Origin of the sequence: Nocardia donostiensis (genome assembly GCF_002081715.1) — a bacterium.
GTDB classification, from domain to species: Bacteria; Actinomycetota; Actinomycetes; order Mycobacteriales; family Mycobacteriaceae; genus Nocardia; species Nocardia donostiensis.
This window is the reverse complement of the sequence record NZ_MUKP01000036.1, coordinates 1-22,274: the sequence shown is the minus strand read 5'-3', so window position 1 is coordinate 22,274 and position 22,274 is coordinate 1. Positions and strand designations below refer to the sequence as shown.

25 protein-coding genes and 1 riboswitch are annotated in these 22,274 nt (G+C 65.5%); of the genes, 14 read left to right on the top strand and 11 right to left on the bottom strand.

Translation table 11 applies throughout. The annotated features are described in order from the left end of the window. Positions 1 to 56: 56 nt before the first annotated feature. Positions 57 to 1,112 (top strand): acyl-CoA dehydrogenase family protein, encoded by a 1,056-nt coding sequence (locus B0T44_RS20170; RefSeq protein ID WP_077115602.1) that lies wholly within the window; start codon positions 57 to 59, stop codon positions 1,110 to 1,112. Between the two features lie 56 nt (positions 1,113 to 1,168). Here B0T44_RS20170 and B0T44_RS20165 read toward each other — a convergent pair whose 3' ends face one another. Together B0T44_RS20165 and B0T44_RS27625 are read right to left on the bottom strand one after the other, a co-directional pair. Continuing rightward, the gene (locus B0T44_RS20165) at positions 1,169 to 1,399 is read right to left on the bottom strand and encodes a hypothetical protein (protein ID WP_217697459.1); all 231 of its coding nucleotides are present in this window, start codon (positions 1,397 to 1,399) and stop codon (positions 1,169 to 1,171) included. Further along, a complete protein-coding gene (locus B0T44_RS27625) occupies positions 1,387 to 1,530 on the bottom strand; it encodes a hypothetical protein (protein ID WP_217697458.1) in 144 nt (47 codons plus the stop codon). Before B0T44_RS27625 ends, B0T44_RS20165 begins: the two co-directional genes overlap by 13 nt. Positions 1,531 to 1,636: 106 nt before the next feature. Between B0T44_RS27625 and B0T44_RS20160 the strand changes: the two genes are divergently transcribed. The 3 genes from B0T44_RS20160 (at position 1,637) to B0T44_RS20150 (ending at position 4,266) form a co-directional block, all read left to right on the top strand. Next, the gene (locus tag B0T44_RS20160) at positions 1,637 to 2,098 is read left to right on the top strand and encodes a MarR family winged helix-turn-helix transcriptional regulator (protein ID WP_077115601.1); all 462 of its coding nucleotides are present in this window, start codon (positions 1,637 to 1,639) and stop codon (positions 2,096 to 2,098) included. A gap of 5 nt (positions 2,099 to 2,103) precedes the next feature. Continuing rightward, entirely contained in the window at positions 2,104 to 3,357 is a 1,254-nt protein-coding gene (locus B0T44_RS20155; RefSeq protein ID WP_077115600.1) for an MFS transporter, read from the top strand. A 162-nt stretch (positions 3,358 to 3,519) separates the two neighbouring features. Continuing rightward, positions 3,520 to 4,266 (top strand): DUF427 domain-containing protein, encoded by a 747-nt coding sequence (locus B0T44_RS20150; protein WP_077115599.1) that lies wholly within the window; start codon positions 3,520 to 3,522, stop codon positions 4,264 to 4,266. 86 nt (positions 4,267 to 4,352) lie between these two features. Here the strand turns inward: B0T44_RS20150 and B0T44_RS20145 are convergent, their stop codons facing one another. Continuing rightward, entirely contained in the window at positions 4,353 to 4,682 is a 330-nt protein-coding gene (locus B0T44_RS20145) for a hypothetical protein (protein WP_077115598.1), read from the bottom strand. Further along, positions 4,682 to 5,902 carry a 3-ketosteroid-9-alpha-monooxygenase, oxygenase component gene (locus B0T44_RS20140; protein WP_077115597.1) on the bottom strand — a complete coding sequence of 407 codons (1,221 nt, stop codon included), beginning with the start codon at positions 5,900 to 5,902 and terminating at the stop codon, positions 4,682 to 4,684. The genes B0T44_RS20145 and B0T44_RS20140 overlap by 1 nt, the downstream gene beginning before the upstream one ends. Positions 5,903 to 6,098: 196 nt before the next feature. On the opposite strand from B0T44_RS20140, the gene hsaA reads away from it, so the two are divergent. The 4 genes from hsaA (at position 6,099) to hsaB (ending at position 9,762) form a co-directional block, all read left to right on the top strand. Continuing rightward, complete coding sequence (gene hsaA, locus B0T44_RS20135; RefSeq protein ID WP_077115596.1) at positions 6,099 to 7,262, top strand: 3-hydroxy-9,10-secoandrosta-1,3,5(10)-triene-9,17-dione monooxygenase oxygenase subunit; 1,164 nt, start codon at positions 6,099 to 6,101, stop codon at positions 7,260 to 7,262. Positions 7,263 to 7,269: 7 nt separating this feature from the next. Then, a complete protein-coding gene (hsaD, locus tag B0T44_RS20130; protein WP_077115595.1) occupies positions 7,270 to 8,154 on the top strand; it encodes a 4,5:9,10-diseco-3-hydroxy-5,9,17-trioxoandrosta-1(10),2-diene-4-oate hydrolase in 885 nt (294 codons plus the stop codon). Positions 8,155 to 8,157: 3 nt separating this feature from the next. After that, positions 8,158 to 9,057 carry an iron-dependent extradiol dioxygenase HsaC gene (gene hsaC / locus B0T44_RS20125; protein ID WP_077115594.1) on the top strand — a complete coding sequence of 300 codons (900 nt, stop codon included), beginning with the start codon at positions 8,158 to 8,160 and terminating at the stop codon, positions 9,055 to 9,057. A gap of 78 nt (positions 9,058 to 9,135) precedes the next feature. Continuing rightward, a complete protein-coding gene (gene hsaB / locus B0T44_RS20120) occupies positions 9,136 to 9,762 on the top strand; it encodes a 3-hydroxy-9,10-secoandrosta-1,3,5(10)-triene-9,17-dione monooxygenase reductase subunit (protein ID WP_081512394.1) in 627 nt (208 codons plus the stop codon). 45 nt (positions 9,763 to 9,807) lie between these two features. Here hsaB and B0T44_RS20115 read toward each other — a convergent pair whose 3' ends face one another. Genes B0T44_RS20115 through B0T44_RS20105 form a run of 3 tightly spaced genes read right to left on the bottom strand, consistent with a single transcriptional unit; the run spans position 9,808 to position 12,967 of the window. Beyond that, a complete protein-coding gene (locus B0T44_RS20115) occupies positions 9,808 to 11,406 on the bottom strand; it encodes an ABC transporter permease (protein ID WP_077115593.1) in 1,599 nt (532 codons plus the stop codon). Beyond that, positions 11,403 to 12,314 (bottom strand): ABC transporter ATP-binding protein, encoded by a 912-nt coding sequence (locus B0T44_RS20110; RefSeq protein WP_077115592.1) that lies wholly within the window; start codon positions 12,312 to 12,314, stop codon positions 11,403 to 11,405. Before B0T44_RS20110 ends, B0T44_RS20115 begins: the two co-directional genes overlap by 4 nt. 14 nt (positions 12,315 to 12,328) lie before the next feature. Next, on the bottom strand, positions 12,329 to 12,967 hold the full coding sequence (locus tag B0T44_RS20105) for a TetR/AcrR family transcriptional regulator (protein ID WP_077115708.1): 639 nt from the start codon (positions 12,965 to 12,967) through the stop codon (positions 12,329 to 12,331). Positions 12,968 to 13,147: 180 nt separating this feature from the next. Continuing rightward, a riboswitch (TPP riboswitch) is annotated at positions 13,148 to 13,273 on the top strand. On the opposite strand from B0T44_RS20105, the gene thiC reads away from it, so the two are divergent. Further along, positions 13,268 to 14,893 (top strand): phosphomethylpyrimidine synthase ThiC, encoded by a 1,626-nt coding sequence (gene thiC, locus B0T44_RS20100; protein WP_077115707.1) that lies wholly within the window; start codon positions 13,268 to 13,270, stop codon positions 14,891 to 14,893. It overlaps the preceding riboswitch by 6 nt. A gap of 176 nt (positions 14,894 to 15,069) precedes the next feature. Here the strand turns inward: thiC and B0T44_RS20095 are convergent, their stop codons facing one another. Then, positions 15,070 to 15,693 (bottom strand): NAD(P)-dependent oxidoreductase, encoded by a 624-nt coding sequence (locus B0T44_RS20095; protein WP_077115591.1) that lies wholly within the window; start codon positions 15,691 to 15,693, stop codon positions 15,070 to 15,072. A gap of 265 nt (positions 15,694 to 15,958) precedes the next feature. Beyond that, positions 15,959 to 17,206, bottom strand: coding sequence for a KasA/KasB family beta-ketoacyl-ACP synthase (locus B0T44_RS20090; protein WP_077115590.1), 1,248 nt, complete (start codon positions 17,204 to 17,206; stop codon positions 15,959 to 15,961). A 39-nt stretch (positions 17,207 to 17,245) separates the two neighbouring features. Here B0T44_RS20090 and B0T44_RS20085 point away from each other — a divergent pair, with 39 nt between their 5' ends. Next, complete coding sequence (locus tag B0T44_RS20085; protein ID WP_077115589.1) at positions 17,246 to 17,803, top strand: TetR/AcrR family transcriptional regulator; 558 nt, start codon at positions 17,246 to 17,248, stop codon at positions 17,801 to 17,803. 113 nt (positions 17,804 to 17,916) lie between these two features. Further along, positions 17,917 to 18,756: a bifunctional hydroxymethylpyrimidine kinase/phosphomethylpyrimidine kinase gene (gene thiD / locus B0T44_RS20080; RefSeq protein ID WP_077115588.1), complete on the top strand. Its 840-nt coding sequence runs from the start codon at positions 17,917 to 17,919 to the stop codon at positions 18,754 to 18,756. A gap of 198 nt (positions 18,757 to 18,954) precedes the next feature. Here the strand turns inward: thiD and B0T44_RS20075 are convergent, their stop codons facing one another. After that, positions 18,955 to 19,509 carry a dihydrofolate reductase family protein gene (locus B0T44_RS20075; protein WP_077115706.1) on the bottom strand — a complete coding sequence of 185 codons (555 nt, stop codon included), beginning with the start codon at positions 19,507 to 19,509 and terminating at the stop codon, positions 18,955 to 18,957. On the opposite strand from B0T44_RS20075, the gene B0T44_RS20070 reads away from it, so the two are divergent. After that, positions 19,502 to 19,861 (top strand): zinc ribbon domain-containing protein, encoded by a 360-nt coding sequence (locus tag B0T44_RS20070; RefSeq protein ID WP_254854159.1) that lies wholly within the window; start codon positions 19,502 to 19,504, stop codon positions 19,859 to 19,861. The two genes, B0T44_RS20075 and B0T44_RS20070, sit on opposite strands and share 8 nt — an antisense overlap. 90 nt (positions 19,862 to 19,951) lie before the next feature. On the opposite strand, the gene B0T44_RS27275 is transcribed toward B0T44_RS20070, so the two are convergent. After that, positions 19,952 to 20,116 (bottom strand): CG2302 family histidine operon protein, encoded by a 165-nt coding sequence (locus B0T44_RS27275; RefSeq protein ID WP_497006527.1) that lies wholly within the window; start codon positions 20,114 to 20,116, stop codon positions 19,952 to 19,954. 175 nt (positions 20,117 to 20,291) lie between these two features. On the opposite strand from B0T44_RS27275, the gene B0T44_RS20065 reads away from it, so the two are divergent. Beyond that, on the top strand, positions 20,292 to 22,007 hold the full coding sequence (locus B0T44_RS20065) for an acyclic terpene utilization AtuA family protein (RefSeq protein ID WP_077115587.1): 1,716 nt from the start codon (positions 20,292 to 20,294) through the stop codon (positions 22,005 to 22,007). After that, on the top strand, positions 22,004 to 22,274 hold a 271-nt coding region (locus B0T44_RS20060; RefSeq protein ID WP_254893700.1), incomplete at its 3' end, for an acyl-CoA dehydrogenase family protein. The genes B0T44_RS20065 and B0T44_RS20060, both read left to right, overlap by 4 nt.

Here is a 22,274-nt window from a genome sequence, read left to right as displayed (position 1 = left end):
TGCTCCTATGAGGTGACGGCTCCGCGGATCGCGTTGGTTGAAGTTTGGGAGAAAGCATGATCAGCGAGGAACAGCGGGAACTGGTTGCAGCGGTGCGGGGGCTGCTCACCAAGCGGGATGCGCGGGCGGGGATCCGGCAGGTGATCGACTCCGACCTCGGGTATGACGCTGCTCTGTGGAATCAGCTGTGTGAGCAGGTCGGGGTGGCGGCACTGGCGATCCCGGAGGAATACGGCGGTTTCGGCGCGGGGTTGGTCGAATCACTGCTGGTGGTGGGTGAACTCGGCCGCACCCTGGTCGGGGTGCCGATGCTCGGTTCGGCGGTGCTCGGCGCGCAGGCGGTGCTGTTGTCCGGGGATAGCGACGCGTGTGAGCGGCTGCTGCCCGAGGTGGCGGCGGGCACCCGCACCCTCGCGGTCTGCTGGGCCGCAGCGAGCGGCTGGGATTCGTTCGGTGTGCGTGCCGACGGCGCAACCCTCAGCGGTACCGCGCACTATGTGCTCGACGGCACCACTGCGGACACGTTGATCGTGGTGACCGAAGATGGGCTGTTCGAAGTCGATCCGACCGCCGACGGTGTCGAACGCCGCCGCGTGGCCACCATGGATCCCACCCGCGCGCTCACCGAGATCACCTTCACCGGCATGGCGGGCCGCAAACTAGGCAGCGCCGAACCGGGCCCGCTGATCGAACGCCTGCGCCGCATCGCGTGGGCCGCGGTCGCCGCCGAACAGGTCTGCGCGGCCGAACACTGCTTGGAAAGCACTGTCGAATACACTAAATCCCGCGTCCAGTTCGGCCGCCCGATCGGCAGCTTCCAGGCGCTCAAACATCGTATGGCGGATATGTACGTCCTGCTCGAATCCGCGAAATCGGTGTCCTACGCGGCCACCATCGCGGTGGCCGAGGACAGCCCGTCCGTCGCAGAAGACGTCTGGGTCGCCCGCAGGCACTGCTCCCACGCCTTCAGCACGATCGCCGCCGAAACCATTCAGCTCCACGGCGGTATCGCGATCACCTGGGAACACGACGCGCACCTGTTTTTCAAACGCGCACACGGCGACAGCCAGTTGTTCGGCGCCCCGAAGCGTCCGATCCCGCAACCCGCATAACGGCCCCCGGTCGGACAGTCCGATTCCGGGCTGTCCGACCGTCGCGTGCCCTCACCTCACTCGGTTTCTTTCGGATGCCCTGGCATGCAGCGTTCCAGCAACACCCTGCCCGCGTTCTTGCCGTCTTTTCCAGCAGGCTCCACGAAGTACCAGATTCTGGCGCCATCAGTGATCTTGTATTGAAACCATTCATAGGTACGGCCCTGGAATGTGCCGTAACGCAGGCCGCCACGCAGCGCATAGAGGCGCGCGGACTCGGCCGTCGGCTGTGTAGTCAGAACGCCCACGCGTCGACGGTGGCGTTGCGCGCAACCGCGAGCAGGTCGGGCCAGCCTTTCATCGCGTCGCGGCTGATGAAAGCGATGACGTATTCGGAGCGTTTCAGCGGGCGCGGGACAGTATCTCGACTCTTGCTCACGGCGCCTGCCGCGGGTCCGGAACTACTTCGGGAACCTCCAGGTGCTGCAGATCGGATCCGGGAACGAGTCTTGTAATACATAGTTAGCTTATGTAATAATATTTCGGTGCAGCCGGACCATGCGACCACCACGGACGCCACCGTCGTCGACCTGCTCGTCACCGCTGGACGGCTCACCCGGCTGGCCGGGATCATCAGTGGGGATGACCTGCCGCGGGCGGTCGTGCGGGCGTTGGCCGTGCTCGAAGAGCACGGGCCGCTGCGAGTCAGCGAGTTCGCCCGGATCGACCGATGTTCGCAACCGGCGGCAACAGCACTGATCGGGCGTCTGGTCGCGGACGGATTCGCGACCAGAAACAAGGACCCGAACGACTCCAGGGCCGTAGTCGTAGCGCTGACGGATATCGGGCGGGCGCGGCTCGCCGAGTCGCGGGGGGCGTTCGCCGCCGCGCTGGCCGACCGGCTGCCCGGCTTCGACACCGACAGGCTGAACCGGCTGGCAACTGATCTGAACGAACTGCTCGATGCCGTGCGCACAGCGGCGTCGTCGCATGATCCGATGAGGTAACACCGATGAGCACCACTACCAGTGCGCCACCTGGCGCGGCTGTCGGCGCACCCAGTGCGCCCACAAAACAACCGAAGGCCGTGTGGGCGGTCGCCTTCGCCAGCGTGATCGCGTTCATGGGGATCGGTTTGGTCGATCCCATCCTGAAACCGATCGGGGAACAGCTGAACGCGTCGCCGTCGCAGGTATCGCTGCTGTTCACCAGCTACATGCTGGTCACCGGTGTGGCGATGCTGATAACAGGTGTGGTTTCGAGCCGTTTCGGTGCGAAGAAGACGCTACTGGCGGGCCTGGCGATCATCATCGTTTTCGCGGCGCTGGCCGGGCTTTCCGATACGGTCGCGCAGATCGTCGGGTTCCGCGCAGGCTGGGGCCTGGGTAACGCGCTGTTCATCGCGACCGCGCTGGCGTCCATCGTCGGCGCGGCCAGCGGCGGCGTCGCCCGCGCCATCATCCTGTACGAGGCGGCGCTCGGGATCGGTATCGCAACCGGCCCGCTGGTCGGCGGACTACTGGGCGGGATCAGCTGGCGCGGGCCGTTCTTCGGGGTCTCCGTGCTGATGGCGGTCGCGTTCATCAGCATTGTTGTACTGCTGCCGGAAGGGCCGAAAGCGGCGAAACCCACCTCGCTGGCCGCCCCGTTCAAAGCGCTGCGTCATCGGGGACTGCTGACGGTGAGCGTGACCGCGCTGTTGTACAACTTCGGCTTCTTCACCCTCCTCGCCTACACCCCGTTTCCGCTGGATATGGGCACCTACGCGATCGGGTTCATTTTCTGCGGCTGGGGCATCCTGCTCGCGGTGTCGTCGGTGTTCGTCGCGCCGCGGTTGCAGCGCCGATTCGGCACACTGCCGATGATCGCGCTGGCGGTCGGGCTGTTCGCCGCCGACCTGGCGGTGATGGCGCTGTTCGCCGAACACAAGGCGGTACTGATCGGCGGTGTGGTGATCGCAGGCCTGTTCCTCGGCATCAACAACACCCTGATCACCGAGGCCGTGATGATCTCTGCGCCGGTGGAACGCTCCACCGCCTCGGCCGCCTACAGTTTCGTCCGTTTCGCCGGTGGCGCCGCCGCCCCATACCTGGCGGGTAAGCTCGGCGAGCAAAGCATCTCGCTACCGTTCTGGCTGGGCGCGACCTGTACTGCCCTCGCCGTCGTCGTCCTGCTCATCGGCCGCTCCGCACTCGCTCATATCGACGACCACGATCCCGCCCCGCACAGCGTGGACGAAGCGGAAGCGATCACCGTCGGCGATTGACCACATAAGGCGTAACCGCCGACTACCTCGGCCGGGTTCGCCACCACAGACCGTCGACAACGGAGTCGACCATCCGGCGCACGCCGGGGTTCCCGCCACGGCCCCGGCGTGCGCCGCTTTACGCGGCCCCGGTAGGTCGTGGTTAGGAGTACCTTCGGCGGTATGACCGGAAACGAGCGGGTGCGGGTCGAGACCAGTCCGAAGCGCGTGCGGGTCTATCTGGACGGGCGGCTGGTCGCCGACACATTACGGCCCGAGCTGGTATGGGAAAACCCCTACTACCCGACCTATTATGTCCCCCTGGCCGATATGCGGGCCAAGCTCGAACCCAACGGCACGACCCGGCACTCCGCGGAACTGGGTGAAGCCACCGGATATGACGTGATCATCGACGGACACAGTGCGCGTGGCGCCGCGCTGCGCTACCACGACTCCCCTGTTCCCGGTCTCGACGATCTGGTGCGGCTGGACTGGAACGCGATGGACGAATGGTTCGAGGAAGACGAACCCGTCTACGTTCACCCGCGCAGCCCGTATTCGCGGGTCGACATCCTCGCCAGTTCACGCCACATCCGCGTCGAGATCGACGGCGTGTCCGTCGCCGACTCCCACTCCCCGCGCATCCTCTTCGAAACCGGACTGCCCGCGCGCTATTACCTGCCGCTCACCGACGTCCGCACCGATCTGCTCGAACCGTCGGAAACCCACACCCACTGCCCGTACAAGGGCACCGCCGACTACTGGAACGCACGCATCAACGGCAACCTTCATCCGGATATCGTCTGGATCTACCGCACCCCGCTCCCGGAAAGCCAGAAGATCGCGGGCCTCGCCTGCTTCTACAACGAGAAGGTGGACATCTACCTCGACGGCCAACGACAAGAACCGCCGCGCACGCCTTTCAGCTGACCGCTACCCGGTTCGTGCCTGCCGAGCACAGGCGGTCCCGTACCGGACGAACAGACCGGCCGTCGGGTGACCGGTGCGGAACGCCGCTACTCAGGGACCGGAACGACACCTTCGTCTACGGCCCATTTGATGGTCCGCTGCAGGTTCTCGCAGGTATCGGGCTTACCCGGCCCGTTGCCTTTGGCACCGAGTTCGGCGAACACCGGGCAGCGGGCGGCGGGGTTCTCGGTCCACTGCACCGAGGTCTGCCGCGCGCTGCTCTTGCGCACCAGCACCTCGGCCTGGCAGGACTGACACCGCAGCGGTGTCAGTCCCTCTTCCAGATACCGTTGCCGGTCGACCACCGTCTGGGCCTGCACCTGCGCTCGCCGAGCCGGCTGGTCGGCGAAGTCGGGTGCTTTCGCCCATGTGGGCATCAGACACCCGCCTCCGCCTGCTGGGCCCCGGCTTCCTCGGCTTGCTCAGCCTCCCGTTTACGCCGCAGGTTCTCCTCGACCTCGGCCTCCCAGGCTTCGTTGGCCTTGGTGGTGTCGACCTCGAACTCGAAGCGCTGCGTCATCTTCTCGGTGACATCGGCGACGTCGACGTAGAACTGCTCGTACCAGCGGCGCAGCTGGTAGACCGGGCCGTCCTCCTCGCACAGCAGCGGGTTTTCGACCTTGGACTTGTGCTTCCAGATCTCCACGTCCTGCAGGAACCCGTCGCCGAAGAATTGAGTCATGCTCTTGGCGAGTTTCTCGGCGGTCTTGTCGTCGATACCCTTGGGCTTCTCGACGGTCAGGCCCCACTGCAGCATGAACGAGTCCTGGGTGACGGGGTAGTGGCAGTTGATCAGCACCACCTTGATCTCGTACCCGCCGTAGATATTGACCAACGGGTTGATCATGTACGAGGGGCCGAAATAGGACGCTTCCGATTTCAGCAGATTGTCCCCGCCGTACTTGGCCGCCACACCGACATCAGGGCGGCCCTTGGTTTCCAGGAACTGGGTCGCCACATGGCCTTCGAACACGTTCTTGAAATAGGTCGGGAAGGCGTAGTGGATGTAGAAGAAGTGGGCCATGTCCACCACGTTGTCGATGATCTCGCGGCAGTTGGCGCCTTCGATCAGCAACGAGTTCCAGGTCCAGTCCGTCCAGCCGCTGTCGAGTTCCTCGGTGGACGTGCCGTCGGCGTCGGTGTAGGGACCCTCGATATAGGGGATGGTGACCTCTTCGGGCGGTTCGTTGCGCTCGTGGTCGTGCCAGACGAACAGCTGCCCGTTACGTTCCAGCGTGGTCCATTTCCTGGTCCTGGCCAGTGGCGGCACCCGGCGCGCGTACGGAATCGAGGTGCATTTACCGTTGGCGCCCCAGCGCCAGTCGTGGAACGGGCAGGCGATATCGTCGCCCTTGACCTCGCCCATGCTCAGGTCACCGCCCATATGCCGGCAGTATGCGTCGAGTACATGCAGGTCGTCGTTGCTGTCGGCCCAGACGACGAGCTTGGTGCCGAAAGCATGCACCGAGTGCGGCTTGCCGTCTCGGAAAGACTTGGCCAAACCCAGGCAATGCCATCCCCGCGCGTAGCGGGTGGGGGTGGTGCCGACATCGAGCTCCCGGACCTTCGCACCGCTCCCCTTGGGGGTTACTGCCATCGCGATTCCTCCTCCTTATGTACTAGAACACGTTACAAAATGGCGGCGCTTCACGCCAGCGATTCGGCCCACTTCCAGCGTGGGCTACCTATTGCGGCGAGCCGGCTTCGGTTCTCGACATAAACAAGAACCTGTTCTAATCTCAGAAGCAAATGACTACCGGTTACCAACGACCAGGCAGGAGCGGGTCCCCAAGATGACGCAAGAAGTGACCGAGCGGATCGAAGCGCTGTTGCCGACGCTGCGCGAGCGCGCGCAGGAGGCCGAGGACCTGCGGCGCATCCCCGACGAATCGATGAAGGCGTTGCAGGAGACGGGCTTCTTCCGGCTACTGCAACCCAAGCAGTGGGGCGGCCACGCCGCCGATCCGGTCGTCTTCTACGACACCGTCCGCAAGATCGCCAGCGCATGCGGTTCCACCGGCTGGGTCGCGGGCATCATCGGCGTGCACAACTGGCACCTGGCGTTGTTCGACCAGCAGGCCCAGGAAGACGTATGGGGCGAGGACACCGACGTCCGCATCTCCTCCTCCTACGCCCCCATGGGTGCGGGCACTGTCGTAGACGGCGGGTACACCGTCAAGGGCTCGTGGGCCTGGTCGTCCGGCTGCGATCACGCCAGCTGGGTGGTCGTCGGCGGGCCGGTGATCAAGGACGGCAGGCCGGTCGACTTCGGCAGCTTCCTGATCCCGCGCTCAGACTACCGAATCGACGACGTGTGGAACGTCGTCGGTCTGCGCGGCACCGGCTCCAACACCGTTGTGGTGGAGGACGTTTTCGTGCCCCGCCACCGGTTCCTCAGCTTCAAGACGATGAATGAGCTGAAATCGCCCGGCCTGGAGCAGAACCCGGACCCGGTGTACAAAATGCCCTGGGGCACAATCCACCCCACCACCATCTCCGCCCCGATCGTCGGCATGGCCTACGGCGCATACGCCGCGCACGTCGAACACCAGGGCAAGCGGGTGCGCGCCGCCTACGCCGGGGAAAAAGCCAAGGAAGACCCATTCTCGAAGGTCCGGGTCGCCGAGGCGTCCAGCGATATCGACGCCGCCTGGCGACAGCTGTCGGGCAATGTGGCCGACGAATACGCACTCCTGTTGGCCGGTGAGGAGATCCCATTCGAGCTGCGGCTGCGCGCCCGCCGCGACCAGGTGCGCGCCACCGGCCGTTCCATCGCCTCGATCGATAAACTGTTCGAGAGCTCTGGCGCGACCGCGCTCGCCAACGGCACTCCACTGCAGCGGTTCTGGCGCGACGCGCACGCAGGCCGCGTGCACGCCGCCAACGACCCCGAACGCGCCTACCAGATGTTCGGCACCGGCGAATTCGGCCTGCCCGTCAACGACACGATGGTGTGATGCGACAGTGACTGCCACTTCAGAGATCACCTACGAATCGACATCCCGGTTCGCGCAGGTCCGCCCGGACCTGAAACTGCACTACCACGAGGCCGGTGTCGGTAACGGCCCGACGATCGTGCTGCTGCACGGCGGCGGACCCGGTGCTTCGTCCTGGTCGAATTTCTCCCGCAACATCCCGGTGCTGGCGCGCGATTTCCATGTGCTCGCCGTCGACCAGCCCGGTTTCGGCCAGTCGGACAAGCCGACCGAGCACCCGCAGTATTTCGTGCACAGCTCCTCGGCACTCAAAGACCTGCTCGACACCCTGAACATCACCGAACGGGTGCATCTGCTCGGGAATTCCCTCGGCGGCGGCGCGGCAGTGCGGTTCGCGTTGGACTACCCCGACCGCGCGGGCAAGCTGGTGCTGATGGGGCCGGGCGGTTTGAGCACGAACCTGTTCGCGCCGGACCCCACCGAGGGCGTCAAACTGCTGTCGAAGTTCAATATGGAACCGACACGGGACAACCTCGAAGCCTTCCTGCGGATCATGGTGTTCGACCAGAAACTCGTCACCGAAGAACTCCTCGAGGAACGCTTCGCCTCCGCCAACACCCCCGAATCGCTCGCCGCGACCCGCGCCATGGGCAAATCGTTCGCCAGCGGTGATTTCGAAAAAGGCATGCTCTGGCGCGAGGCATACAAACTGCGTCAGCCGGTGCTGTTGATCTGGGGCCGCGAAGACCGGGTCAACCCGCTCGACGGCGCGCTGGTCGCCATCAAAACCATCCCGCGCGCGCAACTGCACGTCTTCGGTGGCTGCGGGCACTGGGCGCAGCTGGAGAAATTCGCCGAATTCAACCGACTGGCAACGGACTTCCTGTCCGGCGTCGGTAAACAGGAGAAATAGATCATGGGCATTCGATCGCTCGGCTATCTGCGTATCGAGGCCACCGATATGGCGGCCTGGCGCGAATACGGCCTCAAAGTGCTCGGCATGGTCGAGGGCAAGGGCAGTGACCCGGACTCCCTCTACCTGCGCATGGACGAATTCCCGGCGCGACTGGTCATCGTGCCCGGCGACAAGGACCGGCTGCTGGTTTCCGGGTGGGAAACCGCCAATGCCGAAGAGCTGCAGGACATCAGGGACCGGCTGGACAAAGCAGGCGTGTCCTACAAGGAGGGCTCCGCCGAGGAGAAAGCCGACCGCAGCGTCTACGAACTCATCCGTTTCGAAGACCCCTCCGGCAATGTGCTCGAGGCGTTCCACGGTGTCGCGTTGCAGCATCGCCGGGTGGTCAGCCCGTACGGGCACCGCTTCGTCACCGAGGAACAGGGTCTCGGCCATGTCGTGCTCAGCACCTCCGACGACCAGGCGGCGCTCGAGTTCTACCGCGACGTGCTCGGCTTCCGGCTGCGCGACTCGATGCGGATGCCGCCGCAGATGGTGGGCCGCCCCGCCGACGGCGAACCCGCCTGGCTGCGTTTCTTCGGCTGCAACCCACGGCATCATTCGCTGGCGTTCCTGCCGATGCCTACCCCCAGCGGCATCGTGCACCTGATGATCGAGGTGGAAAACGCCGACGATGTGGGCCTGTGCCTGGACCGGGCGCAGCGCAAGAAGGTCAAGATGTCGGCCACCCTGGGCAGGCATGTCAACGACAAAATGCTGTCGTTCTACATGAAGACACCCGGCGGGTTCGATGTCGAATTCGGCTGTGAGGGTTTGGAAGTCGACGACCATAGCTGGATCGCGCGGGAATCTACCGCGGTGAGTCTGTGGGGCCACGACTTCAGCGTCGGCATGAAGTAACGACAGTAGTGACAACGGTGGCGGTCGCGGAACCGGCCGCCACCGGCCGAGACAGGGCGAAAACAACCGAGGACGGGGATGAACGTGACGGCAGCAGCCGAACCGGCGGATCCGCAGCAGACCGAACAGGTGGAGCAGGTGGACTACCCCGAGATCGATGGGCGGCAGTTCCGCAACGTGCTGGGCCAGTTCTGCACCGGCATCACCGTCATCACCACCTTCGACGACGAACAGGCCCCCATCGGCTTCGCCTGCCAATCGTTCGCCGCCCTGTCCCTTGACCCGCCGCTGGTCCTCTTCTGCCCTACCAAGGGTTCTCGTTCCTGGGCCGCAATCGAACGCAACGGCCGTTTCGCCGTCAACGTCCTCGCCGAGGAACAGCAACCCGTCTGCGCCCGCTTCGGCTCCCGCGAACCCGACAAGTTCGCCGGCGTCGACTGGCACACCTCGGACCTGAACCTCCCGCTCCTGGACAACGCCCTGGCCACCATCCAGTGCACGGTGGACCGCGTCGTCGACGGCGGCGACCACTACATCGTGATCGGCCGAGTACTTGCCCTGTCGGAATCGACCACCTCCGGTCGGCCGCTGTTGTTCTACCGCGGCCAATACACCGCCATCGAGCCGGAAAAAACCACCCCAGCCCCCTGGCGCGCCGACCTCGACCACTTCCTCACCACCACCACGCTGGACACCTGGCTCTGACCCGAGAGCTGCACCCGAAGGAGAACCGGGTATCTCCCGACCGCGCTATCCCATATCACGGCGCCGGAGGGCGAATAGTCCGCCTCCGACGCAGATCGCGGACAGTACGAGCATCGTGACGGCCGGGACAGGATCGAAAGGGTCTCCGGCGACGGTGTTGGGGATGAAGTGGAACGGTTCGACCGGTGTTCCGCCCCAACGCCCGTACAGCGGGCCCGCTATCCGTCCGAGGACGATTGTCCCGATCCAGACGATCCACGACGCGGCGACAGCCGCACGAGGCAGCAGACCGTAGCCGAGCATCGCGACGGCCCCGACGAGCCAGGCGGCGGGGATGGTACCCAGTGCGCCTGCGAAAAGACGGGGGATATCGGAGGGTCCGCCGTGGGCGAGTGCGAAGCCCACACCGAACACCAGGCCGGTGATCGCGAACAGCGCGGCGGTGCCGAGCGCGGTGACGAGCAGATGCCCCGCCGCCCAACGTAACCGGGTCATCGGCGTAGCGTGCAGTACCTCAACGCGGCCGCTGGCCTCGTCCGCGCGCAGCCGCTGGATCATCAACACCGGGTAGAGCGCAAGAACGTAGGCGGCGATCAAGATGAGCGCCCACACACCGTTGTCGATATAGGTCGCTTCAGGGCTGCCGCCGAATCCTTCCACCAGTTTCGTCGCCAGCTCCGTCGGCGTGTCCTCCAGTTGATCCACCAGAGTCATGGCGCCACTCGCGGCGACAGCGAAGCAGGCCATCGCCGCCGCCCAGGAGACCAGCAGGCCACGGTGCAGCCGCCAGGACAACCCGATCGGGCCGTGCAGACCCGGTGCAGTCGAGGGGCCGAGCCGCTCCGGAATGAACCCCTCACCGAGGTCACGGTGGCTCAGGAGCCGATATGCCACGGCGAGCAGGATGGCCGTGACCACGGCCGGCACCGTGAGCATCCACCAGCGGTTGTCCAAGTACGGCAGCATCAGATGGCTCCAGCCGAGCGGCGACAGGTACTTGAGCCAGTACTGTCCGGACGCGTCCCCGGCGTACCGGAGAACATAAGCGATTCCGAGCACGGACAGACTGATGTTCCGGGCCGTGCGTGCGCTGCGGGCCAACTGGACACCTACCGCGGCGAACGCGCCGAACACCCATCCGGCCGAGACGATGGCGAGCCCGTAGGCGAGGGACCCGGCCGGGTCAAGGCCCTTCGCGATCAGCGCCAGCGCAGGCAGCACACCCCCGGCGAGCGCGACCCCGCCGGCCACCAGCACGGCTGTGGTCAACCCGGCGTAGCGACTGACCACACCAGCACGAAGTAATTCGGTGCGGCCGGTTTCTTCGTCGGCACGGGTATATCGGATGACGGTCAGCATGGCGGCCAGGCCGTTCAACAGATACAGGAACCCCCCGCTCCGCCAGGCGGCCATATATCCCAGATCGGGCACGGTGAACGCGCCACCGAGCGCGCGGAAGAAGCTGTTGCGGTTGATCATCGAGGTGTATTCGGCCATCAGTTCCGGCGTGCCCATCGCGCGTTCGATGTAGCCGACCATGATCAGCGACATCGCTGCGAGCAGCAGAACCCACCACGGCGCGATGGTGCGCTCACGGCGCAGTGCCAGCCGCAGCAGCGGACGGGTTCCCTTGATCGCGTTCATCGGCCGACCTCGACGGTGGACGTCGCCTTCCGGTCGTAGTACCGCAGGAACAGCTCCTCCAACGTCGGCGGCCTACTGGTGAGGCTACGCACGCCGAGCAGGTCGAGATGCCGCAGCACCGTACCCAGCGCATCGTTGTCGACGTCGAAAGACAAGGCGTCTGCCTCGTAGCGGACGCTGTGCACACCGGGCAGTTCGGCAAAACCATCCGGGGGCCCGGATATTTGAGCCTGGACGGCGGTAGTGCTCAGGCGCCGCAGTTCGGCCAGACGCCCAGTGTCCACGGTGCGTCCGTCCCGAATGATCGTCACGCGGTCGCAGAGGGCGTCGACCTCGGACAGCACATGGCTGGACAACAGCACAGTGCGTCCGTCACGGCACTGTTCGCGGACGACATCGCGGAACACCGCTTCCATCAGGGGGTCCAAGCCCGAAGTGGGCTCATCCAGTATCAGCAGATCGGCATCGGAGGCGAAGGCGGCGATCAGCGCCACCTTCTGCCGGTTGCCTTTCGAGTAGGCGCGGGCTCTGGTGCGTGGATCCAGATCGAAACGTTCGATCATCTCGTCTCGCTTGGCATGGTCGGCGCGCCCGTGCACTTGCAGCAGCAGATCGATGATCTCCCCGCCGGACAGCCCCGGCCAAAGCACGACGTCGCCGGGTACATACGCCAGGCGTTCGTGCAGGGTGGTCGCGTCCCGCCACGGATCCCCGCCAAGCAACTGCACGCTGCCGGCGTCGGCCTCGAGCAGCCCCAGCAGGATCCGGATCGTGGTGCTCTTTCCTGCCCCGTTCGGGCCTAGGAAACCATGTACTTCGCCCGCCTCGACAGTGAGATCGAGCCCGTCCACGGCCACGGTCCGGCCGAAACGTTTAACCAAGCCGGTCACCGAAATCGGTTCAGCCATGACACATCCTTCTGCTATCGAGAGCCGGTCTCGGCGGCCTGCAACTGTGCCCGGAGCGACGCGGCCTCGTCCGGGGTGAGATAGGGATGGGAGTAGATATCCAGCAGGATCGGAGCCAGCACCGCCGCTCCGTCCGGGCCGAGCACATCCACACCGAGGTTTCGTGACACATGGTCATGAAGGATCGGGACCGCAAGCGACATGGCCGCACACACGGTCGCCCTGGCCCGTCGCGACACCACGGGCGGATCGGGACGTTCGGCATCCGCTTCTGCCAACCACTGTTCGGCCAGCTCGACCAGCTTGTCGAACAGGGCAACCGCCCGGCCCTCGGTCAACGCCCGCGACAGATACCGCTGATACGGGCCGAACGCGGCGATCGCGGTCGCCACATGGTTCGCTCCGCCCGTGGCATCTCCGGTCTGTACCTGATCGTTGATCCCGTGCAGCACCCGGGCCAGATAGGCGTCACAAGCATCCCGCAACGCTTCTTTGGCCCCGAAATGATGCCGCACCAGCCCTGATGACACCCCCGCCGCGTCGGCGATACCCCGGATGGTCGCCCGTTCGAAGCCGTGCTCGCCGAATTGCCGTAGCGCGGCGTCGCGGATCCGGGCTCGAGCTGTGAGGTCTTCGGGATCGGATGTGATCACCATAGCCCGCACCTACACAAATATGCACTTTCCTTCACGCACAGGCACATTACTACACATATGTATAGTTTGCCTGCCCACGCCCGATTCGCCCGGTGCCACCGAATTCGGCGCACGTAGGTCTTCCCATCTCCGGGCAAGTCGCCGAGAAGTCGGGGTATGGTCGATCGCGGACGAATTTCACACGCCAACGGGGGCTCGCACCAGCGGGCTGAGAGGACGGCTAGCCCTTTCGGGCGATCAGGGCTGTCGACCGTATGAACCTGACCGGGTAATGCCGGCGTAGGGAGGAAGATCACGATGAACTCACCTGTCGACAGCGTGACCACGGGTCCGATCGAAGGCAGCGTCAAGCACTACCACGAAGTGGATGACCTGCGTATTCCGGTGCGACGGATCAACCTGACCAATGGTGACCACTTCGACGTGTACGACACGTCGGGTCCGTACACCGACGAGTCGGCGACCATCGACCTGGAAGCGGGGTTACCGAAGCTGCGGGACGGATGGGCGAAGCCGGAGGTGGCGGGGCCGCGGACGCAGTTGGCGTGGGCGCGGGCGGGAATCATCACCTCGGAGATGCGGTTCATCGCCGCACGCGAAGGTGTGGCGCCGGAGCTGGTGCGCGACGAGGTGGCCGCGGGGCGGGCGGTGATCCCGGCCAACCACAAGCATCCGGAGCTGGAGCCAACGATCATCGGGAAGAAGTTCCTGGTGAAAATCAATGCCAATATCGGTAACTCGGCGGTGTCGTCGTCGATCGCCGAAGAGGTGGAGAAGATGGTGTGGGCGACGCGGTGGGGCGCGGACACCATCATGGACCTGTCCACCGGCAAGAACATTCACGAAACGCGGGAATGGATTCTGCGCAACTCCCCCGTCCCGGTGGGCACGGTGCCGATCTATCAGGCGTTGGAGAAGGTGAACGGCGACCCCACCAAGCTCACCTGGGAGATCTACCGCGACACGGTGATCGAGCAGTGCGAGCAGGGTGTGGACTATATGACGGTGCATGCGGGCGTGCTGCTGCGGTATGTGCCGTTGACGGCGAAACGGGTCACCGGGATCGTGTCGCGCGGCGGATCCATTATGGCGGCGTGGTGTCTGGCACATCATCAGGAATCATTCCTGTACACCCATTTCGAGGAGCTGTGCGAGATCCTGGCCCGCTACGATGTCACGTTCTCCCTCGGCGACGGTCTGCGGCCGGGTTCGATCGCCGACGCCAACGACGAGGCACAGTTCGCGGAGCTGCGCACGCTCGGCGAGTTGACGAAGATCGCGAAATCGCATGGGGTCCAGGTGATGATCGAGGGCCCCGGTCATGTGCCGATGCACAAGATCGTGGAAAACGTGCGGCTCGAAGAGGAACTGTGCGAGGAAGCGCCGTTCTACACCCTCGGCCCACTCGCCACCGATATCGCCCCCGCCTACGACCACATCACCTCGGCGATCGGCGCGGCGATCATCGCGCAGGCCGGGACGGCAATGCTGTGCTACGTCACGCCCAAAGAGCATCTGGGCCTGCCGAACCGGGACGATGTGAAAACGGGCGTGATCACCTACAAGATCGCCGCGCATTCCGCCGATCTCGCCAAGGGCCATCCGCATGCACAGCGCCGGGACGACGAATTGTCCAAGGCACGTTTCGAATTCCGGTGGCGTGATCAGTTCGCGCTGTCGCTCGATCCCGATACCGCGCGAGAGTTCCACGACGAAACACTGCCCGCGGAGCCGGCGAAAACCGCGCACTTCTGCTCCATGTGCGGGCCGAAGTTCTGCTCGATGCGGATCTCGGCGGATGTGCGGGAGTACGCGGAACGGCACCAGTTGACCGATGCCGCCGCCATCGAAGCGGGGATGGCGGAGAAGTCGGCGGAGTTCGCCAAGTCGGGTAATGCTGTCTATCTGCCGGTCGTGTCGTAGACCGCAGTCCCGCGGATAAGCCTTTCGATGGGCCGGTTTCCACGGAGGCCGGCCCATCGGATGCCCTCTGTCCTGATGTACCTATCCCGAGCCGTTCCCGGCCTGGGGTCGCCCTGCACGGCGCTATCGGTGTCCGCACCGACAGCCATTCTTCGCTGCGAACATCCGGCGCCGACTCACTGGGAGATACCCGGGGTTTCGCGCAGGTAAGTGCGGTCGGTGAGCTGGTCGAGCATGAACTCGGCGATATCGGCTCGAGCGATCTTCAACGACAACCCTGTTTCGCTGGCGGGGAAACCGTGGCGGTATGCGCCGGTGCGCGGGCCGTCGGTGAAGGCGCTCGGCCGCACGATCGTCCAATCCAGGTCGCTGGCCTGCACGTGCTTTTCCTGCAACTGGTGGTCGGCGTAGGCCGGGCGCAGCAGCAGGCCGAACATGACGTACTTCCAGACGAAGTTCAGATTGGACCGGCTGTCGCCCGCGCCGAGCGTGGACTGGCAGATCAAGCGTTTCACCCCGGTGCGGTTCATTGCCTCGATGACCGTGCGGGTGCCCTCGGCACGCACCACGCCCTTGCGCCCGTTACCGAGGGAGATCAATACCGCGTCCTGGCCGAGAACGGCCCGCTCGACTGCCGCCGGGTCGAGGACGTCTCCTTCGACGACGTGAAGGTTCTCGTGGGTGCGGCCGATTCGGTTGGCGTCGCGGGTGAGGGCGGTGACCTCATGGCCGCGTTCCAGCGCCTGCTCGACGATATGCCTGCCGAGGGTACCGGTGGCTCCGAAGACTGCGATTCGCATGATTACTCCTGACTCTCCGAACGTGCTGTCCCTGTGTTGCATCCAGTACAGCAACCAGAAGAGAGACGAACCATGGGTCAAACGCTCGGCAACATAAGCGCTCGTCTCCCTGAAGCAACGGCGCTGAGACTTCGACGAAAATCCGCCGACCGCGTCCTGCTCAGATCACTGGGGGGACGTTGCTCGGGCATGCCCTAGCCGTCGAACTCGGGCGAGCTCACGAGGCACAGAATGCGTGCGTTGAGATAACGCTGCTCGGGGAGGGTCAGGCACGCCCCAGAGCCAGGGCGACATTGTGCCCGCCGAAGCCGAACGAATTGGTGAGGGCGTAGTCGATGCGCTGGGTGCGGGCAGTTCCGTGCACGATGTCGAGGTCGGTGTCGGGGTTGTCCAGGTTGAGGGTGGGCGGTACCTGCTGGTCGCGGAGGGTGAGTGCGGTCAGCAGGGTTTCGAGGGCGCCGACCGCTCCGATGGAGTGGCCGAGGGCGGATTTGGGGGCGTAGACGGAGGCATCGGGTGTCACCGCGGCGATCGCGGTCGCTTCGGAGGCGTCGCCGATGGATGTCGAGGTGGCGTGGGCGTTCACGTGCTGGATATCGGCGGGGTCGAGGCCGGCGACGGCGATCGCTTTGCGCATGGCGCGGGCCGCGCCGGTGCCTGCGGGGTCGGAGGCAACGATGTGGTAGGCGTCGGAGGTGATGCCCGCGCCGAGCATCCGGGCGTGGATGCGGGCGCCGCGGGCGCGGGCGTGCCGCTCGGATTCGAGCACCATCAGCGCGCCTGCCTCACCGAATACGAAACCGTCGCGGTCGCGGTCGAACGGACGGGAGGCGCGTTCGGGGTCGTCGTTGCGGGTGCTCATGGCGCGCATCATGGCGAAACTGGCGATCGGCACGGCGTGGATATGTCCTTCCACACCGCCCGCGACGACCATATCGGCTTCCCCGGTGGCAATCAGCCGCCAGGCCTGCGCTACCGCCTCCGTCCCGGACGAGCATGCCGAGACCGGAGCGAAAGCTCCGGCACGAGCACCGATTTCGAGACTGACCGCGGCGGCCGGACCGTTCGGCATGACCATCGGCACCGACATGGGCGACACCTTGCGGTAGCCGCCCGCGCGCATCGCGTCCACGGCGTCGATCAACGCGTCGCCGCCGCCGAGCCCGGTGCCGATGGAGACGGCGAGTCGTTCCGGGTCCACTTCGGGTGTTCCGGCCTCCTGCCAGAGGCGCCTGCTCAGTACCAGGGCCAGTTGTTCGACGTAGGAATGCCTGCGCTGTTCGACGCGGGTCAATTGCGCCGCGGGATGCGTCTTCAGTTTGCCGCCGATCCGCACCGGGAGGTCGTACTCAGCGATGAAATCGTCGTCGAGCGCGCCGATGCCGGTACTACCGCGCAGCAACTCGGCCCAGGTCTCGTCCATATCGTCGGCGAGCGAGGTGGTGGCCGCGTAGGCGGTGAGCACTACCGGTTCGGCAGCGCCCCGAGTTTCTGAAGCGGTTGTTACAGTCACGGGGACATGGATACCTGTACCGATCGCTACAGTCAACCCATGGCTCGCCCACTCGACCACGCCAAACGCGCCGAACTACTCGACGCCGTCGTCGGCTATATCGCCGAACACGGACTGGCGGATCTATCGCTGCGCCCGCTGGCCGCCGAACTGGGTACCAGCTCGCGGATGCTGATCTACTACTTCAACACCAAAGAAGAACTGCTGGTCCAAGCCCTGGCCACCCAGCGGCCCGATATCGAGGCGGTCTTCGCCGAGGTAGCCGACGCGGCCTCACTACGCGACCGACTGTGGGAGTTCTGGCGTGCGAACACCACTGGCAGCGGCGCGATCAGCGTCAAGGTGATGCTCCAGGTCCTCGGTGCCGCCTGCGCCCCCAACGGCCCCTATACCGAATACGCCCAGGACGCCATCGCCATCTTCGTCGCCGCGCTCACCGAAGGACTACGCGGCGTCGATACCGTAGACGACCCGGAGGTGGTCGCCACTCTGCTCATATCGGGACTTCGCGGCATCTTGCAGGACCAGTTGATCACTGGCGACACTCAGCGCACCGATCGGGCCGCGCGGCGGCTGATCGATCAGACCGTGCGCTGATCGCACGATGCTGCCTGCGGCCGACGACGCACGATCGCAGGACCCGTGCACTATGCCGTGAGCGAGCTGACCTGGCACGTAAATGTCACCCACGGTCCACGTAGGGTTGCCGCGTGAGATTGTTGCCGCTGGCGCCTACCGGGCAGACTCCGGTGCGGGCGCTCACCATCGCCGGAACGGACTCGGGGGGCGGAGCCGGAATTCAAGCCGATTCGCGGACCATGACCCTGTGTGGGGTGCATGCGCTGGTAGCGGTGGCGGCGGTGACCGTACAGAACTCCCTGGGGGTGAGCGGTTTCCACGAGGTCCCGCCGCAGATCGTCGCCGACCAGGTGCGGACCGTAGTCGGGGATATCGGGGTGGGGGCGGCGAAAACCGGGATGCTGGCCTCCACCGGCATCATCGAAGCGGTCGCTGCGGTGTGCCGGGAGGTCGGTATCGGCCGCGACGGCGAGATACCGCTGGTGGTTGACCCGGTGGCGGCGTCCATGCACGGTGACCCGCTGCTACATGCCGAAGCGCTGGACGCGGTGCGATACACCTTGTTCCCGCTGGCCACCATCGTCACGCCGAACCTGGACGAGGTGCGGCTGCTCACCGGGGTCGAGGTCACCGACAAGGCGTCGGCGCGGCGGGCTGCCGAGGCGCTGCACGCGCTGGGACCGCAGTGGACGGTGGTCAAGGGTGGGCATCTGCGCACCTCCGAGCAGAGCACGGATCTGCTGTTCGACGGTGAACGATTCCTGGAGTTCAGCTCCCCGCGGATCTACACCGGCAACGACCACGGCGGCGGTGACACCCTGGCTGCGGCGCTGGCCTGCGCGCTCGCCCACGGCTACTCGGTGCCCGATGCATTCGAGTTCGCGAAGGAATGGACCGAGCGCTGCTTGAAAGCCTCCTACGACCTGGGCAAAGGCCACGGCCCGGTGTCACCGCTGTGGCGGCTGGCCTGAACAAAACTTGTCGGAGCCCAGGAGCATACTGAAGGCGTCGCAGGCACAGCTGACCGCAACGGCGCGGCAGCGAGAACAGCGTGGTTCGCGTGACTGCTGCACCCACCGCCGCACGCCGGACGTCACGATGCACCCCTCGCGGCACCGTGGCGTCCGACGTACAGCACGCCCTGACCGGGTTTCGGCCGATAAACCCCATCAGGCGGGGGTGTAGCAGGAGTAGGCGATACCCGACCGGAAAGATTTCGTATCCAGCAGTCGTAACCGGGGCAGCTGGTATCGGTCGGGGAAGAGGCGGCGTCCCCGGCCTTGGACCACCGGGTAGACGAACAGCCGGTATTGGTCGACCAGACCCGCCGTGATCAGCGCATGGCAGAGCGTGATGCTGCCGGTGACGACGATGTCCTGGCCCGGTTGCTGTTTGAGGGCCGCGACCTGGTCGACCGGGTCGCCGGACAGGATCGTGGAGTTCTGCCATTTCGGTTCGGTCATGGTCGAGGACACCACATACTTGCGCACCTGGTTGAGGTAGGCGGTGATGCCGGTGGGGTCGTCGGTCTGCTCGGGCCAGTAGCTGCGCAGATCCTCGAAGGTGCGGCGCCCGGTGAGGAAGGCGTCGGCGGCGCTGTCCTGGCGGTGCAGCTCCTCCAGCAGGTCGGAGCTGTCTCCCTGTTGGGCTGGGTCGAACCAGTCGCCGAGCATTTCGATCGAGCCGTCGACGGTGATGTTCTGAGTGATCGCCAGTATGCGCACCGAGTCCTCCGTTTTCTGCTGTCGTCGTGAAAAAAACAAGCCCGGGAATTCATCGCGCACTACTGCAGACGGAACGGTTACGGGAAACTCATCGGTCCGGCGCGGCATACTCGAGGGCAAAGCCCACCGGTACGGGCGCACCTTCGGCAAGGTGGACCGCTGGCTCCCCTCGACCCGCATGTGCTCGGTGTGCGGAGCCGTGGGCGAGAAGAAGCCGTTGCAGGTCCGGGAATGGACGTGCACGTGCGGTGTCACCCATGACCGCGATCTCAATGCGGCCAACAATATTCTCGCGGCGGGACGCGCCGAGAGGTTGAACGCCTGCGGAGGGATGGCAAGTCCTGCCGCTTAGCGGGAGGCGCGCCCCAGCGAAACAGGAACCCACCGCAGCGGCGCGCGAGCGCCGCAGGAGGAATCTCCGCCCTTCATGGCGGGGAGGACGTCAAATCAGCCAGGCGACGGCCCCGACTACGGCGAGAACCGCGCAGACGGCCAGGGCGATGGACAGGGGCCGGGCGGTTTTCCACGTCGTGTAGACCCCGCCGAGCAGGAATCCGGCCAGGGCGAAGAGAAGGACTACGGCGACATCGGAGGACACTCGGCCCATTTTGCCTGGTCTCGGCCCGGCGGTTCGGGGCGGCCTCCCCGGACGAAGATCATTAACAAGCACGCGCGCTTGCTTTTTTACTGCCTGGCTGTGATGCTGGCCATGTACGTGGTACTGCACCGCTGGCGTCATAACCGGGTTGTTCGGCCCGCTACGACAGGAGGCATCTCCGCTGATGAGTAGGCTTGCGGCCGATCCCGGGGTGATCCGGATCGGCAACTGTTCCGGGTTCTACGGCGACCGCCTCGGTGCGATGCGGGAGATGCTCGAAGGCGGGCAGCTCGATGTGCTGACCGGCGACTATCTCGCCGAGCTGACCATGTTGATCCTGGGCCGGGACCGGATGAAGAACCCCGACCTCGGCTACGCGAAAACTTTCGTTCGCCAGCTCGAGGACTGTCTCGGTCTCGCGCTGGAACGCAATGTGCAGATCGTCGCCAACGCGGGCGGCCTCAACCCGGCCGGGCTGGCCGCGACACTGCGCACGCTGGCAGAAAACCTCGGACTGGACGTGCGGATCGGCTACGTCGAAGGCGACGACCTCACCGAACGCGCCGCCGACCTCGGACTCGGCTCCCCACTCGCCGCGAACGCCTATCTGGGCGCGTGGGGCATCGTGGAATGCCTGGAAGCGGGCGCGGACGTGGTGGTGACAGGACGGGTCACCGACGCCTCGGTGGTGGTCGGGCCGGCCGCCGCCCATTTCGGCTGGGGCCGCGCCGACTACGACCAGCTGGCCGGGGCCGTGGTGGCCGGGCATGTGATCGAATGCGGCACCCAGGCCACTGGTGGCAACTTCGCCTTCTTCACCGAACTGCCCGATCTGGGTAGGCCTGGTTTCCCGATCGCCGAGATCAGGGCCGACGGCAGCAGCGTCATCACCAAACATGAGGGCACCGGGGGCGCGGTCACCGTCGACACGGTGGCAGCTCAGCTGATGTACGAAATCCAGGGCGCCCGCTACGCCGGTCCCGATGTCACGACCCGGCTCGACACCGTCCGGCTGGCACAAGACGGACCCGACCGCGTGCTGATCGACGGTGCCATCGGTGAAGCTCCGCCGCCGCAGTTGAAGGTGTCGTTGAACACCCTCGGCGGTTTCCGCAACGAGATGGAATTCATTCTCACCGGTCTCGATATCGAGGCGAAAGCCGAGCTGGCGCAACAACAATTGGAGTCGTGGCTGCCGAAGAAGCCGGCCGAATTGGAATGGACGCTGGCTCGGCTCGACCGCCCGGACGCCGAAACCGAGGAGCAGGCCAGCGCGCTGCTGCGCTGCGTGGTCCGCGACCCCGATCCCAACACGGTAGGCCGTGCCTTCTCCGGCACCGCCGTCGAGCTGGCGCTGGCCTCCTACCCCGGTTGCAGCTTCACCACGCCACCGGGAAACGGATCACCCTACGGCGTGTTCAGCCCGGGGTATGTCGATGCGGCAGCGGTGCCGCATACTGCCGTGCTGCCGTCCGGTCGCCGGGTCATCATCGGCGGGAATCCGGAAACCAGAGCTCTGGAAGAGGTCCCCGAACCGGAACTTCCCGAACCGCAGACACCGGCGCCGACCAGCCGCGTTCCGCTGGGCACGATCGCGCTGGCGCGCAGCGGCGACAAGGGCGGCGACGCCAATATCGGTGTCTGGGTGCGTACCGACCAGCAGTGGCGCTGGCTGGTGCACACCCTCACCGTCGACCGGTTGCGCGAACTGTTGCCGGAAACCGCGCCGCTGCCCGTCGCCAGGCATGTGCTGCCCAATCTGCGGGCGGTGAATTTCGTGATCACCGGTCTACTCGGCCGAGGTGTCGCATATCAGGCCCGTTTCGACCCGCAAGCCAAAGGCCTCGGCGAATGGCTGCGGTCTCGCTATCTCGACATTCCCAGGGAGTTGTTGCCGTGAGCAGTGAATGGAATACCCCCGAACGCCGCGAGCTACGGGCTACCGTGCGACGTTTCGTGGAGCGCGAGATCCTGCCCGACCTGGACAACTGGGAGCGCGCCGGGGAAATACCGCGGGAGCTGCACAAGAAGGCCGGTGAGCTCGGCCTGCTCGGCATCCAGTACCCCGAACAGGTCGGTGGTGCGGGCGGGGACGGTATCGACGCCGCGATCGTCTGCGAAGAGATGCATCAGGCCGGCGCTTCCGGTGGCCTGTTCGCTTCGCTGT

Bases quoted from the DNA above. Each gene is read 5' to 3' on its own strand.
- B0T44_RS20170 (WP_077115602.1), top strand. From the start codon at position 57: ATGATCAGCGAGGAACAGCGGGAACTGGTTGCAGCGGTGCGGGGGCTG.
- B0T44_RS20155 (WP_077115600.1), top strand. From the start codon at position 2,104: ATGAGCACCACTACCAGTGCGCCACCTGGCGCGGCTGTCGGCGCACCC.
- B0T44_RS20150 (WP_077115599.1), top strand. From the start codon at position 3,520: ATGACCGGAAACGAGCGGGTGCGGGTCGAGACCAGTCCGAAGCGCGTG.
- B0T44_RS20145 (WP_077115598.1), bottom strand. From the start codon at position 4,682: ATGCCCACATGGGCGAAAGCACCCGACTTCGCCGACCAGCCGGCTCGG.
- B0T44_RS20140 (WP_077115597.1), bottom strand. From the start codon at position 5,902: ATGGCAGTAACCCCCAAGGGGAGCGGTGCGAAGGTCCGGGAGCTCGAT.
- hsaA (WP_077115596.1), top strand. From the start codon at position 6,099: ATGACGCAAGAAGTGACCGAGCGGATCGAAGCGCTGTTGCCGACGCTG.
- hsaC (WP_077115594.1), top strand. From the start codon at position 8,158: ATGGGCATTCGATCGCTCGGCTATCTGCGTATCGAGGCCACCGATATG.
- hsaB (WP_081512394.1), top strand. From the start codon at position 9,136: ATGAACGTGACGGCAGCAGCCGAACCGGCGGATCCGCAGCAGACCGAA.
- B0T44_RS20115 (WP_077115593.1), bottom strand. From the start codon at position 11,406: ATGAACGCGATCAAGGGAACCCGTCCGCTGCTGCGGCTGGCACTGCGC.
- B0T44_RS20110 (WP_077115592.1), bottom strand. From the start codon at position 12,314: ATGGCTGAACCGATTTCGGTGACCGGCTTGGTTAAACGTTTCGGCCGG.
- thiC (WP_077115707.1), top strand. From the start codon at position 13,268: ATGAACTCACCTGTCGACAGCGTGACCACGGGTCCGATCGAAGGCAGC.
- B0T44_RS20095 (WP_077115591.1), bottom strand. From the start codon at position 15,693: ATGCGAATCGCAGTCTTCGGAGCCACCGGTACCCTCGGCAGGCATATC.
- B0T44_RS20085 (WP_077115589.1), top strand. From the start codon at position 17,246: ATGGCTCGCCCACTCGACCACGCCAAACGCGCCGAACTACTCGACGCC.
- B0T44_RS20070 (WP_254854159.1), top strand. From the start codon at position 19,502: ATGCGCACCGAGTCCTCCGTTTTCTGCTGTCGTCGTGAAAAAAACAAG.
- B0T44_RS27275 (WP_497006527.1), bottom strand. From the start codon at position 20,116: ATGGGCCGAGTGTCCTCCGATGTCGCCGTAGTCCTTCTCTTCGCCCTG.
- B0T44_RS20065 (WP_077115587.1), top strand. From the start codon at position 20,292: ATGAGTAGGCTTGCGGCCGATCCCGGGGTGATCCGGATCGGCAACTGT.